The 14,741-nt window shown below is 48.6% G+C and carries 15 protein-coding genes; 7 read left to right on the plus strand and 8 right to left on the minus strand.

Annotation, left to right across the window (positions count from 1 at the left end; translation table 11 throughout):
* Nucleotides 1-517: 517 nt before the first annotated feature.
* Nucleotides 518-1,873: a 3-keto-disaccharide hydrolase gene (locus BLS44_RS21510; RefSeq protein WP_090392310.1), complete on the minus strand. Its 1,356-nt coding sequence runs from the start codon at nucleotides 1,871-1,873 to the stop codon at nucleotides 518-520.
* A 138-nt stretch (nucleotides 1,874-2,011) separates the two neighbouring features.
* Between BLS44_RS21510 and BLS44_RS21515 the strand changes: the two genes are divergently transcribed.
* From BLS44_RS21515 to BLS44_RS21540, 4 genes are all read left to right on the plus strand, one after another.
* Nucleotides 2,012-3,331, plus strand: coding sequence for a Gfo/Idh/MocA family protein (locus BLS44_RS21515; RefSeq protein WP_090392490.1), 1,320 nt, complete (start codon nucleotides 2,012-2,014; stop codon nucleotides 3,329-3,331).
* 27 nt (nucleotides 3,332-3,358) lie between these two features.
* A complete protein-coding gene (locus BLS44_RS21520; RefSeq protein ID WP_143019876.1) occupies nucleotides 3,359-3,778 on the plus strand; it encodes a hypothetical protein in 420 nt (139 codons plus the stop codon).
* 1 nt (nucleotide 3,779) lies between these two features.
* Nucleotides 3,780-4,178, plus strand: a complete 399-nt coding sequence (locus tag BLS44_RS21525) for a thiol-disulfide oxidoreductase DCC family protein (RefSeq protein WP_090392312.1) — start codon at nucleotides 3,780-3,782, stop codon at nucleotides 4,176-4,178.
* 1,082 nt (nucleotides 4,179-5,260) lie between these two features.
* Nucleotides 5,261-5,497 (plus strand): hypothetical protein, encoded by a 237-nt coding sequence (locus BLS44_RS21540; RefSeq protein WP_090392314.1) that lies wholly within the window; start codon nucleotides 5,261-5,263, stop codon nucleotides 5,495-5,497.
* Nucleotides 5,498-5,624: 127 nt separating this feature from the next.
* Here the strand turns inward: BLS44_RS21540 and BLS44_RS21545 are convergent, their stop codons facing one another.
* From BLS44_RS21545 to BLS44_RS21555, 3 genes are read right to left on the minus strand one after another with little or no spacing between them, the layout of a single operon-like run.
* Nucleotides 5,625-6,002, minus strand: coding sequence for a VOC family protein (locus BLS44_RS21545; protein WP_090392492.1), 378 nt, complete (start codon nucleotides 6,000-6,002; stop codon nucleotides 5,625-5,627).
* 32 nt (nucleotides 6,003-6,034) lie between these two features.
* Complete coding sequence (locus BLS44_RS21550) at nucleotides 6,035-6,457, minus strand: acyl-CoA thioesterase (protein WP_090392315.1); 423 nt, start codon at nucleotides 6,455-6,457, stop codon at nucleotides 6,035-6,037.
* Nucleotides 6,458-6,463: 6 nt separating this feature from the next.
* Nucleotides 6,464-6,874 carry a DoxX family protein gene (locus tag BLS44_RS21555; RefSeq protein WP_090392316.1) on the minus strand — a complete coding sequence of 137 codons (411 nt, stop codon included), beginning with the start codon at nucleotides 6,872-6,874 and terminating at the stop codon, nucleotides 6,464-6,466.
* Between the two features lie 130 nt (nucleotides 6,875-7,004).
* Between BLS44_RS21555 and BLS44_RS21560 the strand changes: the two genes are divergently transcribed.
* Complete coding sequence (locus tag BLS44_RS21560; protein WP_090392317.1) at nucleotides 7,005-7,649, plus strand: hypothetical protein; 645 nt, start codon at nucleotides 7,005-7,007, stop codon at nucleotides 7,647-7,649.
* A gap of 346 nt (nucleotides 7,650-7,995) precedes the next feature.
* Here BLS44_RS21560 and BLS44_RS21565 read toward each other — a convergent pair whose 3' ends face one another.
* Genes BLS44_RS21565 through BLS44_RS21580 form a run of 4 tightly spaced genes read right to left on the minus strand, consistent with a single transcriptional unit; the run spans nucleotide 7,996 to nucleotide 10,403 of the window.
* Nucleotides 7,996-8,187 carry a hypothetical protein gene (locus BLS44_RS21565; protein ID WP_090392318.1) on the minus strand — a complete coding sequence of 64 codons (192 nt, stop codon included), beginning with the start codon at nucleotides 8,185-8,187 and terminating at the stop codon, nucleotides 7,996-7,998.
* 33 nt (nucleotides 8,188-8,220) lie between these two features.
* On the minus strand, nucleotides 8,221-9,072 hold the full coding sequence (locus tag BLS44_RS21570; protein WP_090392319.1) for a hypothetical protein: 852 nt from the start codon (nucleotides 9,070-9,072) through the stop codon (nucleotides 8,221-8,223).
* A 46-nt stretch (nucleotides 9,073-9,118) separates the two neighbouring features.
* Nucleotides 9,119-9,871, minus strand: a complete 753-nt coding sequence (locus BLS44_RS21575) for an LVIVD repeat-containing protein (protein ID WP_090392320.1) — start codon at nucleotides 9,869-9,871, stop codon at nucleotides 9,119-9,121.
* 19 nt (nucleotides 9,872-9,890) lie between these two features.
* Nucleotides 9,891-10,403 (minus strand): LVIVD repeat-containing protein, encoded by a 513-nt coding sequence (locus tag BLS44_RS21580; RefSeq protein WP_143019877.1) that lies wholly within the window; start codon nucleotides 10,401-10,403, stop codon nucleotides 9,891-9,893.
* 792 nt (nucleotides 10,404-11,195) lie between these two features.
* Between BLS44_RS21580 and BLS44_RS21585 the strand changes: the two genes are divergently transcribed.
* Together BLS44_RS21585 and BLS44_RS21590 are read left to right on the plus strand one after the other, a co-directional pair.
* Nucleotides 11,196-13,868 carry a 4-alpha-glucanotransferase gene (locus tag BLS44_RS21585; protein WP_090392322.1) on the plus strand — a complete coding sequence of 891 codons (2,673 nt, stop codon included), beginning with the start codon at nucleotides 11,196-11,198 and terminating at the stop codon, nucleotides 13,866-13,868.
* A 364-nt stretch (nucleotides 13,869-14,232) separates the two neighbouring features.
* Nucleotides 14,233-14,718, plus strand: coding sequence for a GNAT family N-acetyltransferase (locus tag BLS44_RS21590; protein WP_090392323.1), 486 nt, complete (start codon nucleotides 14,233-14,235; stop codon nucleotides 14,716-14,718).
* Nucleotides 14,719-14,741: the final 23 nt, after the last annotated feature.

The following is a 14,741-nucleotide window of genomic DNA, read 5'->3' on the forward strand; positions in this document are numbered from 1 at the left end:
TATACGAAACAAGATCGTAGAATTATATACCCTCAAACGCTGTGTAAACATCATAGTGGAATTGGCAGGCAAGATCTCAAGTTCTATTGTAGCTATTGTACCCAACAGGTCTTTTGCCAGAAACCACAAGTTTAAACGAAAAAATCGCTTTAGTCCCATGTACAAATAAAGCACAATCAGCTGCTGAAAACAGGATCCGCTTTGCCAGAAAAGCCAGAAACCTTAAGGATCAGGCTCATGGTTGTACTATGCCCATTACCTACAATAGTAGCAACCATCGCAGATGCCTGTCTCCCTGGAAGGACGATCCTGGATACAGACTTTTCTTATTTTAATAGCATTGGTGTCCTCACAAACCACTAGTAATTACGCATTTTAATAAAATTGATTCCGGTTCATTATAACAGCATCAGGACTTCCAGGCATGGCGTTGCCGGTAACAAACAGGAGCCCAATAAAAGAGAGCGATCTCCATGCAGAAGATCGCTCTCTTTTACCAATCGTTGTTCTTATCCTTTTATTTTTTAAGCTCCTTGATCTTTAATGAGCGATAGGATACTTCATCGCCATGATCCTGCAGCAGCAAATGCCCCTTGGGCGCCATTCCAAAATTGGGCCAGTTCTTATACTTGCTGATAGCTACCAGCTGTAAGAATTCCGGGGACCCGCGCTCATATTCCACCACTTTAAAGCCATTCAGCCAATGTTCCACCTTATTGTTGGGATATACTATAACGATCCCTTTGTTCCATTCCCCGATAGGCTTGCGCGATTTTTTATCCCGGTCGGAAGTGATCAAATCATATAAAGAGCCAAGGGTGCGGTTTCCATCCCGTCCCATTTTGGCATCCGGATGCACCGCATCATCCAGTACCTGGTACTCCAGGCCGATAGCCGATCCTTTATTCTTTTCGCTTTCGGTCACAAAATATTTCACACCGCTGTTTGCCCCTTTTGTAAGCTTAAAATCAAATTCAAAAACGAAAGCGCTGTATTCCTTCTGCGTAACAATATCACCTCCATTTGCAGCTTCTTTACCCTGCGAGGACAATACCGTCAGCTCCCCATCTTTTACCCTCCAGCCTTTATCAGGAAAAGCCGGTTTATAAGCGCCCCTCCATCCATTGGTGGTTTTACCATCAAACAGTAACTGAAAACCGTTTTTCTTTTCTGCTTCCGACAAATTGTTCGGGATCATATTCACCACAAAAGTACCCGTCAGCGGAGCCGGCTTCAGCCCCGTGGTCCGGATCCGGATATTGCGCCAGCGGATCTGCCGTCCCTCCTCTTTTTTACTGCCAATGCCATGCACCTGTAATGCGATAAATCCTTTCGGTGTCATGTCATCTACAAGATAAGAACAGGGAATCCCATTTACCCAGGTACGCATGACATTGCCGATACATTCCAGTTTGATCTTATTCCATTGTCCCTGCTTAAATGCTTTTTTGGCTGCCGGGTTTAACTCCAGCGCGTACAACCATCCCCTGCGTGCCTCATCATAAATACCTCCGGTCCAGGCCCTGGCCGACGGATCGATCTCAAACTGGTACCCATGCACACGACCCTTGTTATAATCGGGAGTGCTCTCACTGCGGAACTGCACACCGGAGTTCATGGTACTGTCTACCTTAAACTCCAGTTCCAGGATAAAATCGCCATACTCCTGCTCGGTTACCATAAAGGAATTGGGCTGGCCATAAACCGTTGTGCCCACGATTTCCCCGTTTTCCACGGTATATTTTGCTTTTCCATTCAATTGTTTCCAGCCGGTAAAGTCCTTACCATTGAAGAGATTTTTCCACCCCGAACCCTGGGCGGCGGCGGCAAGCACCAATAGCGTGCAGCCTGCAAGCATCATTATTTTTTTCATTATCTGTTTTTTAAAAGATACCGGCTAAATTACCTGCTTTCCGTTAAACAGCAGAAATTAACTATTCAAACGTTTTCGTAAATACCTTTTTGATAAATGGGCTATATTCGTCAATATTACAATACAATTATTGCCATTATGAGTACAAACAGAAGAGTTTTTATCCGCAATACAGGATTGGCTGCCGTAGCGGCAGGTTTGGGAGCCATGGTTCCTCTGGAACTTTTAGCCGGGATCAAAAAAGCGGTATCCCCCAATGACAAGATCGGTATCGGCGTTATTGGCCTCAAAGGGATGGGATGGTCCGATCTTTCTTCGATGCTGAAAATACCTGAAACCCAGTGTGTCGCCGTATGTGATATAGATGACAGCATTTTGCAGCAACGCCTTGCAGACCTGGCCAAACTAAGCCCGATGAAACCGGCTGTTTATAAAGATTACCGGAAACTGTTGCAAAATAAAGACGTGGATGTGGTGATCGTAGGCACCCCTGACCACTGGCATTGCCTGCAGATGATCGATGCCTGTGCAGCGGGGAAAGATGTCTATTGCGAAAAACCGCTGGCCAATTCCATCTTCGAAGTACAGCTGATGGTGAAAGCAGCGGCCAGGTATAACCGCATGGTGCAGGCGGGCCAGTGGCAGCGCAGCCAGCGGCATTTTAAAGATGCAATTGCCTATGCGCAATCGGGGAAACTGGGCCGCATTTCCTCAACAAAAACCTGGATGTACCGTGGCGGGTCCACTGCATTGCCCGTGGTGCCGAATTCGCCGGTACCCGCAGGGGTCGATTACAATATGTGGCTGGGGCCCACAAAAAAAAGACCGTTCAATAAAAACCGCTTCCACTATGAGTTCCGCTGGTTTTGGGATTATGCCGGGGGACTGATGACCGACTGGGGAGTGCACCTGATCGACATCGTATTGATGGGAATGAAGGCCGAGGCGCCCAAATCGGTGATGGCCACCGGTGGCAAATTTGTGTTTCCCGATGACGCACGTGAAACCCCCGACCTGCAAACCACTCTTTATGACTTTGGCTCCTTCCAGATGAGCTGGGAACATAATCTGGCCACAGGGGTGGGACTGTATAATATGCAGCATGGTATCGCCTTTATAGGCGAGAACGGTACCCTGCTTTTAAACCGGGGTGGCTGGGAAGTGCGGCCGGAAAAGAACAAGATCGAAGCCGTGCCCTGGACCAAGTCTGTTGACAATGGGCTGAACCTGCATACCGCTAATTTTATTGATGTGGTAAAATCCCGTAAGAAAGCAGACCTGCACTGCCCTGTAGAGGCCGCTGCAACCGTAGCCATCGCCAGCCATATGGGCAATATTGCTGTACGCACAGGGCAAAAAATCTACTGGGATCAGGCTAAGAACCAGTTCAATACACCGGCAGCTACCCAATTGGTAAAACCGGTGTATCAAAACGGCTGGAAGCTTCCCGCTATATAGGTTGTATCTTTGCAAAAAGATATACTTGTGAAATACTATTTCTGGTTAGGCATGATGCTGTTCGCGGCCGGCTGTGCAAAACGCACGGCTCCGGCCATTGACACCAACGGCACCACCATAAGCCTCGCCCTCCACGAAAAAAAAGCATATGGTAACCTTACCATTGCCGTATCACAGATACAGGAAAGCCGGTGTCCTATGAATGCCCGCTGCATCCGGGCGGGAGAAGCCATTGCCGACCTGGTCATCAGCGACGAAAAAAACAGCGCTACTGTTTCGCTGTGTACCGGCGCCGATTGCAGCATGCAGAAAAAAGAGGCAACAGCCACAGCCGTGCTGAACACACATCAATACCAGCTCAGCCTGGTGAATGTGTTACCCGATCCCACAAAGACCCTGGCCGGCGGCACCCGGAAAGTAACGTTCTCTATCCGGAAAATACAATAGCATGCCGGCGGCACCGGTCATATTATTTGATGGGGTGTGCAACCTCTGTAATGGTTCGGTCCGGTTTATTATCAAACGGGATAAAAAAAATCTATTCAGGTTTGCCTCCCTGCAGTCAACAACAGGCAAGCAGCTCCTGCAGCAATATGCGCTTCCTCAAACGCCCCATTCAATAGTCCTTATTGAAAACGGGAAGGCCTACCTACGCTCAACAGCCGCACTAAGAATTGTACGAAAGCTAAAAGCACCCTGGCCCTTGCTGTACCTCTTCATCATTATTCCGGGTTTTATCCGCAACGGGGTATACAACTGGGTTGCCCGTAACCGCTACCGATGGTTTGGCCGGGCAGATCATTGTACATTACCCGGTCCTCAGTTCCGCGAAAAGTTTATCGGTTAGCTCATCCGGCAGGTCTTTTATTCCATAACAGGATCGTCGCAAACCCAACAAGACCCCCGGTGAAGCCTCCATTTAAGTTTGATTGTTATTTCAATCATATTTTATAATTCTGTGTGAAAGAACAATCAAATTACCGGAAATGAATAAAAAGAGACCAATCATCTTCCCAGGGCATGATCGATTGTTGGCCCGGATGGGTGAGCAAATAAAGCCCGCAAGAAAACGCCGCAAACCGACGACCATTCAGGTTGCAGAACCTGCGGGCCTGGCCCCTCCTACCTTGTCCCTTGTCGAAAAAGGCAATGCGGCGGAGCATACTTTAACGTACTGAAGGTATTAGGCTTACGGAAAGATATATTAAAACTGGCGGCCGATGATGTATTCGGGAAAAAATTACAGGACCTGGATCTGTTAAACTAAAATGGTACAAAATAAATTCAACATATACGTTTATGCACATTGGAAAGGCATGCCTGCCCCCTGGCGTATCGGTATGCTCGCTGCCCATTTCGCAGAAGGGAAAAAGGCATTCAGCTTTGAATATTAAAACATGGATACAATCACAACAACAGCAACTATTAGATCCCGACATCCCGTTCCTTTCGCATGCGCGTCAAGATAAAAAGCGGGTCTATTGCCATAAAATGGAGTATAAATAAGCCTTTGGAGGCCGAAAAGGACCTGATCTTTTGATAGCAGGCGCAGCGCGCCGTAAATAATGGTAACCAGAACTTCCAGGGACTTACCCTTAGCCGCAGCGCGGCGGGAATCTTTTCGGGGGAGACTTATAGTACCGGTGCGCTGCACCTCTGTTCCATCTCCTGTTCGTTGCTAATAAAAGCAACGCTGCGCTACAGCTTTCGCCTTTGACCACTATTCCTAAAATTTACCTGACGCGCATGCTTTCTTTTCGGGACCACAATTTCCCGGCAACAAAGAGAACTTTGGTATTTTTTCAGATAGCCTGCCCGATACCCGGGGACGTACACTCATGAAAAAACCTGCAGTCCAGCAAGCAACGAAACGAAAAAGTCCCTGTATATAATATTGATTATTTATGGGGCGTTTATAAAGAAAGCCGTATGGGCGCTTTACGTTTCAAAACAGCCCCTGAAGGTCCGTTCTCAGATGCCGACAATGAAATACCCACCCCTCCCCGGTCCTCCATCGGGGAACTACAGCATGCTTTGGATATCCCTGAAAATAACGAAGACAGGCAAGAAACAAAAAAATGGTTGAACCTATTAATGGCTCCCGGCTCATCATTGGGAGGAGCGAGGCCCAAAGCCAACATCGCGGATGAGGCCCGGGAACTATGAATCACGAAATCCTCCTCTAAAAACGACGCAATCAATAAAGGTGCCTGGGAGTACCTGGCTTATCAATTGGCCATCAGGGCCGGAATCATAATGCCCCCCTGTAAAGCGGAAAAGATAGCCGGGAAAGCTATTTCATCGACGTGAGCCACCATACATTTCCAAAGGGATCTCTTACTCCGGCGCTATACCCGTAATCCCGCTGTGCCAGCTCATCAATCACTTCACAGCCATTGTTCACCGCCTTGCGCAGGGTTTCGGAAGCATCATCCACATACACAAATAAATTTGCCGGCGCCGCATCATACCCTTCGGTTACATCCGCAAACAGGATATTGCATCCATTGATCTGTACTTCGGCATGCATAATTTCCTTACTGTCTTCATCGCGGTAGCTTTTAAAGATCTCAAGGGCATTGAATACACGTTGTGTAAAACCTATAAAGGCTTCGGCATTCAGCAGGATCAGGTACGGCATCAGCGGCTGGTGCCCTTTTGCTACTTTCATATAAACTGTTTTAAGCAAAACAAGCAAACGGGCTACTTTGTTGCATCCCCGAAAAAAGGAAGCAATGCATCCCGCAATGGTGCAGGCATGGCAGCCCTCTTCATAGTACGGGCTTCCATAAAATAAAGCACCACATGGCCCCTGGCCAGCACCTCCTTTTTGTCGTTATATGCCTCCTGGTGAAAGGTGATCCGGTGTCCCTCCGGCAGCTCATGCAGGTTAGCCGTAACCGTGATCAGGTCATCATAGGTAGCAGGACGGATATACCTGCAATGTACTTCGATCACCGGCATGATGATACCCGCCGTTTCCATGGCAGCGTATGTAATCCCCAGGTTCCGGATCGATTCGGTGCGTGCAACCTCAAAATAGTTGATATAATTACTGTGATACACCACTCCCATTTTATCGGTATCTGCATACCGCACCCTGAGCTGTGTTTCTGAAACGAACATATACGCTTATTTACCAATTGCTTTATCCAAACTGTATTTTCCCGGGCCCACGAGCAGCAGTACCAGGAATATGGCCAGGAAAACCCCGGCCAGTTCGCCCTGCCCGAAAAAGTCACCGCTATGCGCTACAAATAAAGCCACACACATAGTGACCATAAGCGGGATCACAGCCAAACGGGTAAGCAAGCCTAAAACAATAAGCACCGCACAAAAGAACTCAGCAAACACGGCCATACCCAACGAGGCTTTTACACCAATATGAAAAGGGTCTGCAAAGCCTTTGGCAGCCATTTCTGTAAAACCGGTCAGTTTTTTATACCCGTGGTTCACCGCCATTGCACTGCCGGCTGTCACCCTTAGCACCAGCAAAGCCAGTGATACGGTTCCTTCCTTATATTTCGTACTCAACCATTTCATACGCTGAAAGTATTAAAAAAACAAACATAGGTATTTATTCCATTTTTTCAGGGGGGAAAAATCAGCCCCCGATTTTATTTTCCCCACATAAGCGGGGAATTGTATATTCGTTCCCGTAAAACGATCGATCATGTTCCCTATATTGTCCGCTTATTTATACCAGGAGAAAAAGATCACCATTCCCGGGATCGGCCGGTTTGAGCTGATCCCCGTAAATGCAGCTACCGGATTTGAAACCGTTGAAGCTCCGGGCTGGGAGATCCGCTTCACGGAAAACCAGGCAGCGGAAAGCAACGAAAACCCGGAAGGGCTTTTTACGCTGCTCGGGTCGAAAGAAGCCATAAGCAGGGATGAATCCCGGATCCAGTTTGAAGAATTTGCCAGGAATATTCTTGTAAAGCTGAATGACCAGGAGATTATTGAATGGGAAAACGTTGGCGTACTCGAAAAACCCGATGCATTGATTGTTTTTACCCCCAGGGCTCTTCCACTATCACCGTTTACCGGTATTGCTGCGCAAAAAGTGCTGCGGGAACATGCAGCCCACCCGGTGCTCATCGGGGAAAAAGAAACAAGCCTGGGAGCTGCAAAAGAGCAGCTGCAGGAATTGCAAACCGGGAAAAACAAGTCGAAGAAAACAACCTGGATCGTACTGGCTGCCGTGATCGTGATCGCTACCCTTTTCTTTTTAAAGAATGGCTGCAGTCTCCAGTCTGCGGCCAACCAGCAGCAGGTCCCGGTACAAAAACCGGAACCAACTTATAAGCAGCCATAGCGGATCAGTGGTCAGTTATCCGCTGTCTGTCTTCAGTTTTGATCGTCGGGAAGAACAGAACAATCATCAATAGAACATCGAGGCACGCACGCGGATCTAACATTACCTTGAACCTGAAACTTTAAACAAACATAGGAGTCTTCAGCCGTCAGCAGTCAATATCAGATGGGCAACCTTCAACAATTCTTCATGCTCTCAGGCAACTTCAAACTCTTTCAGGTTCCGAGTGAGAAGTGTATCGCGAAAAGTTTTATGACTTCATTCATTGACCATTGGCTATTCACCGTTTGAAGTTTGAAGTTCTGGCATTAACGGTGTCTTCGTACCTTAGTAGGTTTGTCAGAAACTAAAAATCCCGTGATCTCACATTTCGTAAAAGCAGGTAGAGCGCTACGGGGATGATATTAAAGATCAGGACCACGATGATGCCCAGCACTTTCAGATGTGCGGGTAATACTTTATCCATAAGAAGCGCGCGAATGCCAAACGTAACTACGGCTATATAAACAACGATCAATATAAAATACAATGCGTCCAACCTGGTTCAATTGCTTAAGGGCCCAAAGGTAGCTTAAAACCGGATGCCCGCACCCAGGCCGGCATAATAACAAACATTATTACGCTGCAGCTTCCAGTGATCCGGATGCCGGTCTTCCGATGCCCTTCCTCCCACGATACCTCCAACACCGAAATTACCGGCCAGGCATAGCACCCTGTTTACATTCACAGTTAGTTTCCCGGTGAACCCCAGGGATGAAAACCGCACCAGCTCTCTTACATAGGCATCGGATGCATATGTAAAGGAAGGATTATTATTGTCTGTTACGCGATACCGCGTAACGGCCTTTTTAGAAGAAAAAATGTATTGCGGCCCCAAACCCAGCCGTACCCTTCCCTTATTCTTTGGGTAAAACCGCATGGCAAAACCCAGTCCCCAGGCACCGTCGTTCAAACCCACAAATGGCGCCACATCCAGCCCCAGGCGGTTGTTCAGCAAGGTCCGTTCGTACGACAGCTGAAGAGCTGCAGAAGGGCGGTTGCGCATATTTTCGGGAGCATTATACTCCAGGTCCGGCTGCACCAGATCAAAAACACCGGCAGTTGCGATAAAGGTACCGGAACCCATTTTTTCGTATTCCCGTTGCTGTAGTGCCTTTTGACGGGTGATCGGCCGGTGCTGCCGTCCCGACGAAAAGTAATCAGCAGACCCATTGGCATATACGATAGAATCCACATACTTTTTGGGGTACCTGTACACCGGGCCATCCGGGTTATCGGACTTCCTGTATTTTATGAATTCGATATCGATCTCTGTTACCTGCGCCGCAACCACCTTTGGCGGGCGTTTGGAATAGATCCGGTCCTGTGCCGCAGCGGGCAATAGCGCCATTACAAAGAGCAGGGCCAATAATATATTTCTCATACAATTTTTTTATGGTTTTAATGACCGGCAAAGCGGTGACCGCATCTCAGTTATTGATGGTACTGATCTTTTGTGGATTGGCCGGGTCTGTAATGTTATAAAGTATAAAGCCCCCTTGAACGTAAACGATCAGCGTGTGATCGTAAGGAATCACATCTATAAACTCCGTACCGTCCGACAGTATTTTCCTGCTGAAAGGTTTGGTTTTATCGGTAATATCGATCACGTTTAACCCATTCCTGCCCATGCATACATAAAGAATATTGTCCTTAAGCCCCAGCCCGTGCGGCTCGCTCATCTGCAGCGAAGAAACCTGTTTGGGGTTTAAAATATGGGTACCCTGTATATCATAAATATTCAACTGGTTCAATGTGCCGCCGCAACCGTTATTATTGCTGCGTAGTGTTACATAGGCGTAGTTTTCATCGGCTACTACAGGATCACAGGAGCGCAGATGCTGCGCCTGCCCCTGGAGCTGCGGCTTTTTAGGATTGCTGTTGTCAAAAACATACATCCCGGTTTCCGAACCTATAAAAAGTTTGTCGCGGTAAGGGAAGATGGTTTCAATATTCCACCCGACATTCTGTGTATTCAGCAGGAGCATTTGCGCCGGATTGGAAATATCGTAGGTCTGCAACGAAGAGCTGTTTACGAGGTACAGGTAGTTCCCGGAAATGGTCATCCGGGCAGTGGACCCGCCGGCACCGGAACCCGAAGGAGGCGCATTATCACCTTTACTGCAACCTGCGGCCAATATAAGTCCGCCAATCGCCAGTATTGCTAATTGTTTCAGTTTCATCAGAGCTTTTTTTAACAGTTTAATAAGAGCAGGCAGGATTCGTAAGCGTTTTCTTTTGCCAGCCGATCACGGTTCCCCTCGATTTTTCAGGACATTCAAAGGGGCCACGCTCAGGAGGAAGCGCCGGAGAAAACCGCAAACCCAACGACACCGGCATACGTTTCACCACGCTTAGTTTTTCTCCTTCGATCTTCAGTACCACCAGGTCATTCTGACTGTTGGTATAGATCAGGCCGTCTTTTACAGCCACTTCCTGTGCGCCGGCTGCTTTGATAAATCCTTTTGGCACCGGTGCCGCAGGGTCAGCAATATCCGTAATATGGATCCCCTTCCCGGTTTCCACCTGGTACAGTATACCATCCAGTACATAGATCTTTCCACCGTTGTCAACCGGCTGAGCTGCAACAAGCGAAATACTGGTAAGGTCTGCCGGGTCCCCGTAAATCGGGGCATAGCCGGTCACTTCATTTTTTTTGCTGGAACAGGATAGCAGGAGCATTAAGCCCGTCAGCATTGGCAACAAATTTTTCATGGCCTGGTTTAATCAGTTTTTATTAAGGTTTTGACCGGTCATATATGCTCATAACAAACCTGAACATGCTATCAGCAGGCAGTTGCCGGACGTTAAGCAAATCCCGTGTCTCTTCCCAAAGCAATAGGTCCCATCGGTAAGACCGGTTTATAGAAGAAACGCAGCCGGCCTCAAAAACGCAACAGCAAGGTTTTTTTTCTTAAAAACCCTGTACGGGGAAGGCGCCTGCCATCTAAAAGAAAGAGGCCGTTCTGATAGTCAGAACGGCCTCCCGTATACGTTGTCAGGAAAAAGCTCTAAATAATATCCATTGCCTTTACAAAAAACGTAGTAACAAAAGGCAGGGCCAGTGTAAGCCAAGGATTATGACTAAAAATTAAAAACAGAAAAAAAGCGGTGGACAGGAAAAAGAGAATCCACATTAAACCTTTATTTTTTGATGCCATTTCTAAAATTTTGCACAAAAATAAGGGAACCTGGCGATATTATGCGGTACAGGCAATAAAATATTGGCTCAGTTCCGAACGCCGGGAGTCCCTAATTCCTGTAAAAAGCGGCAGCGTTCCGGCATCCCGGCGGCCCCAAAGAAGATAGCAGGCAGGCTCCATAATCCGCCCCTGTACAGCACAAAAACAAGGCGGCTCCCCAAACCCTGGCCCGCGATAATTGCCTCAAAAAAATCGGTCTATTTTTTGAATGTGTATTAAATACACATTATCTTTATAAAAAAAGATCAACGATTATCGGATAAAACCCCGTTACTTGCCGGCTCTTTAGAAAAATTCTTAGTCAATGAAAGTTCAGTTTAATATAAAGTTCCATACAAAATATGGGGAAAGTCTGTGGTTATGCGGTTTAGACAGTGCAGGGGAAAAAGATCAGGCGGCCGGTGGTATGCCGATGAAATATCTCAATTATGATTATTGGACCCTTGAACTTGACCTGGATCTCCATGCCCTTCAACAACCACTTTCCTATTTCTATACATTCCAGAACAGTAACGGCGAAAGAGTACCGGAGTACCAAACAGCCCGGCAGCTCCGGCTTCCCCGGGATCCGGAAAGCCCCCTGGTCATCTACGATACCTGGATCGCCACCGACGCCATTGAAAATGTATTTTACACCGCCCCCTTCCAGGAGGTATTTCGGCATCCGGCGGAGCCGCGTCCTGACACGCTTCCAGCGGAAGCCGGCTATACTTTTGTGGTAAGGGCCCCGCTGCTGGAGGAACACGAAGTGGTTTGCCTGCTGGGAAACATACCAGCGCTTTCCGGCTGGAACACTGCTGCCCCGGTATTGCTGCAGCAATGGGGAAACGACTGGATGGCAAGTCTCTCCATACCATCGGTTCCGTTTTCGCTGGAATACAAATACGGTATCTACAACAAAGAGCTGGGAAGCTTTGTGGCCTATGAAGAAAAAGAAAACCGTGTGTTTGGTCCGCCCGTAAATGAGAACGGTACAATCATTCTTCACGATGGTTTTATCAGGCGCCCGAACAACACCTGGAAGGGCGCCGGGCTGGCCATCCCGGTGTTCAGCCTCAGAAGCAGGGAAGGGCTGGGTATCGGTGAGTTCAACGATCTGAAAGAGCTGGCCGACTGGGCACAGCAGACAGGATTAAAACTCATCCAGATCCTGCCCGTTAACGATACCACCGCCACGTTTACCTGGCGCGATTCATATCCCTATGCAGCCATCTCGGCCTTTGCCCTGCACCCGGTTTACCTGAATGTTGAAACAGTGGCCGGTGACAGTGCTCCCGAACTGATCCGGGAGATGCAGGCAGAAAAGGAGCGGCTGAACGCGCTTCCGCAGATCGATTACGAAGCGGTTGTAAAGTTAAAGATCCGGCTGCTGAAGCAGTTGTTCGACCGGCGGGGCAAAACACAGCTCACATCAAAAAATTACCAGACGTTTTTCAACACCAACCGGCATTGGTTACAGCCTTACGCGGTTTTCTGTTATCTAAGGGATAAATACAAAACGGTGGATTATTCCAAGTGGAAGACGCATTCTGTATACGATGCTGCGGCAGTTGGCACACTTTTTAAGAACAACCCGGTTGTTGGGTTCTATTGTTTTCTTCAATATCATTTACACCTTCAGCTGGAAGCAGCTGTTGCCTACGCGCATGCAAAAGGCATTGTGATCAAGGGCGACATCCCGATCGGAGTATATCGTTACGGGTGCGATACCTGGGTGGCTCCCGAACTCTACCATATGGAGCTGCAGGCAGGGGCTCCCCCGGACGACTTTGCCGTTCACGGCCAAAACTGGGGATTCCCGACCTACAACTGGCCCCGGATGCAGGACGACCACTTTAGCTGGTGGAGAAGCCGCTTTGAGCAGATGAGTCATTATTTTGATGCGTTCCGCATTGACCATATCCTGGGTTTTTTCAGGATCTGGAGCATTCCCCTGGATGGGGTGCAGGGCATTATGGGCTACTTTGATCCAAGCATTCCCTTAAAAGCCGAAACCTTTTATGAAAGAGGTATCCAGTTTAGTGAGGACCGGTTCTGTCATCCTTTTGTGAACAACGTTGTGCTGAACCAGGTATTTGGAGAAAAGGCCCCGCTGGTTAAAAAACGGTTCCTGAAATCGGAGAACGGCTTTGATTACTTTTTCCTGCCTGAATTCGACAGCCAGCGGAAAATTGAGAACTGGTTTACCCTGGAAAATGATCCCGATGATCTCAAACAGGGGCTGCTTCAGCTGCTGGCCAATGTACTGGTGCTAAAACAAAGAAAAGACGGGCAAACCTGTTACCATCCCCGGTTCGGGCTGGATAAGACCATCTCCTTTCAATCGCTGCCGCATGATCAGCAGGACAGGCTGAAAGCCCTGTATATTGATTATTTTTTCAGAAGACAGGATGCCTTCTGGAAAAAAGAATCGCTCAAAAAACTGCCGGAACTGAAAGCCGCTACCAATATGCTGATCTGTGGCGAGGACCTGGGGCTGGTACCGTCGAGCGTACCGGAGGTTATGAAGGAGCTTGGCATCCTCAGCCTGGAGATCCAGCGGATGCCCAAACAGGATGGAATCCGCTTTTTTAATCCTGCCAATGCCCCCTATCTTTCCGTGGTGTCGCCATCGACCCATGATATGAGCACCATCCGTGGCTGGTGGATGGAGAACCGGGCACTGACCCAAACCTTTTACAACGAGATGCTGCATCTCCAGGGCGAGGCCCCGGTCTGTTGCGAAGGCTGGATCAACCGGGAGATCATTCAACAACACCTGGGCTCCCCCGCTATGTGGTGCATCTGCCAGTTACAGGACCTGCTGGGTATGGATGATCTCATCCGGAGAAAAGACCCGGAAGAGGAGCGGATCAATATCCCGGCCGACCCGCATCACTACTGGCGGTACCGGATGCACCTACCGCTTACTGAACTGATGGCGAACCAATCCTTTTCCGATCTGCTGAAAACAATGATAACAAACAGCGGCCGATAGGCTGTTCCAGGTTTAAGGTGTCACATCAGACCCGGTTTCATGCCCGCTGCGGCCATGGTAAACCCTTAAGGGTTGTATTTGATGAACCGCGCGTGAAACGCGGGGTTCATGATCCGGATCCTGGTTGAACCCCGGCCGGGGTTCAATGTAAACCAATCGCCCATAAACCGACGGTTACCCCGCCGGCTATCCGGGCATAATCCCATCCGGGGTTTTACCGCTTATCTTGACGCATATGCAAACGATCGCGACAGGGCGACATTGCGTTTATGAAAACGCGATCATTTACAAATGCGCCCGTTCAACGTTCAGTACTAACCGGGTTCTTCGTACCTCAGTAAGTTCTTCAGAAATCAGAAATCAGATGAGCACTCTTTTCATCAGGCCCGTACAGGAACAGGACGATGCCCGCCTGGCAACGATCATCCGCGCAGCGTTCCTGGAATTCAATGCCCCTACCCGCAATACGGTTTTTGAAGATCCCACAACGGACCGGCTATCTGAGCTTTTCCGGGCCGGGAACGCTGTGCTATGGGTGGCCGAACAGGAGGACAATATCCTCGGGTGCTGTGGTATTTATCCGACCGAGGGATTGCCGGAGCACTGTGCCGAACTGGTAAAATTTTATCTCTCCGCCTCCGCAAGAGGCAAGGGTGTGGGAAAGGCACTGTTTAGTAAATGCCTGGAATCTGCAATAGCCCTAAACTACAAAGAAATATACCTCGAAAGCCTGCCCCAGTTCGTTACCGCGGTGGGCATGTACGAAAAGCTGGGGTTTCAGCAACTCGGTCACCCCCTGGGTAATTCCGGTCATACAGGATGTACGATCTGGATGCTGAAAGCGCTCTGACCCGGTGAAAAGCGGCAGTTGTA

It is taken from the genome of Niabella drilacis (genome assembly GCF_900101395.1).
Classification (GTDB): Bacteria; Bacteroidota; Bacteroidia; order Chitinophagales; family Chitinophagaceae; genus Niabella; species Niabella drilacis.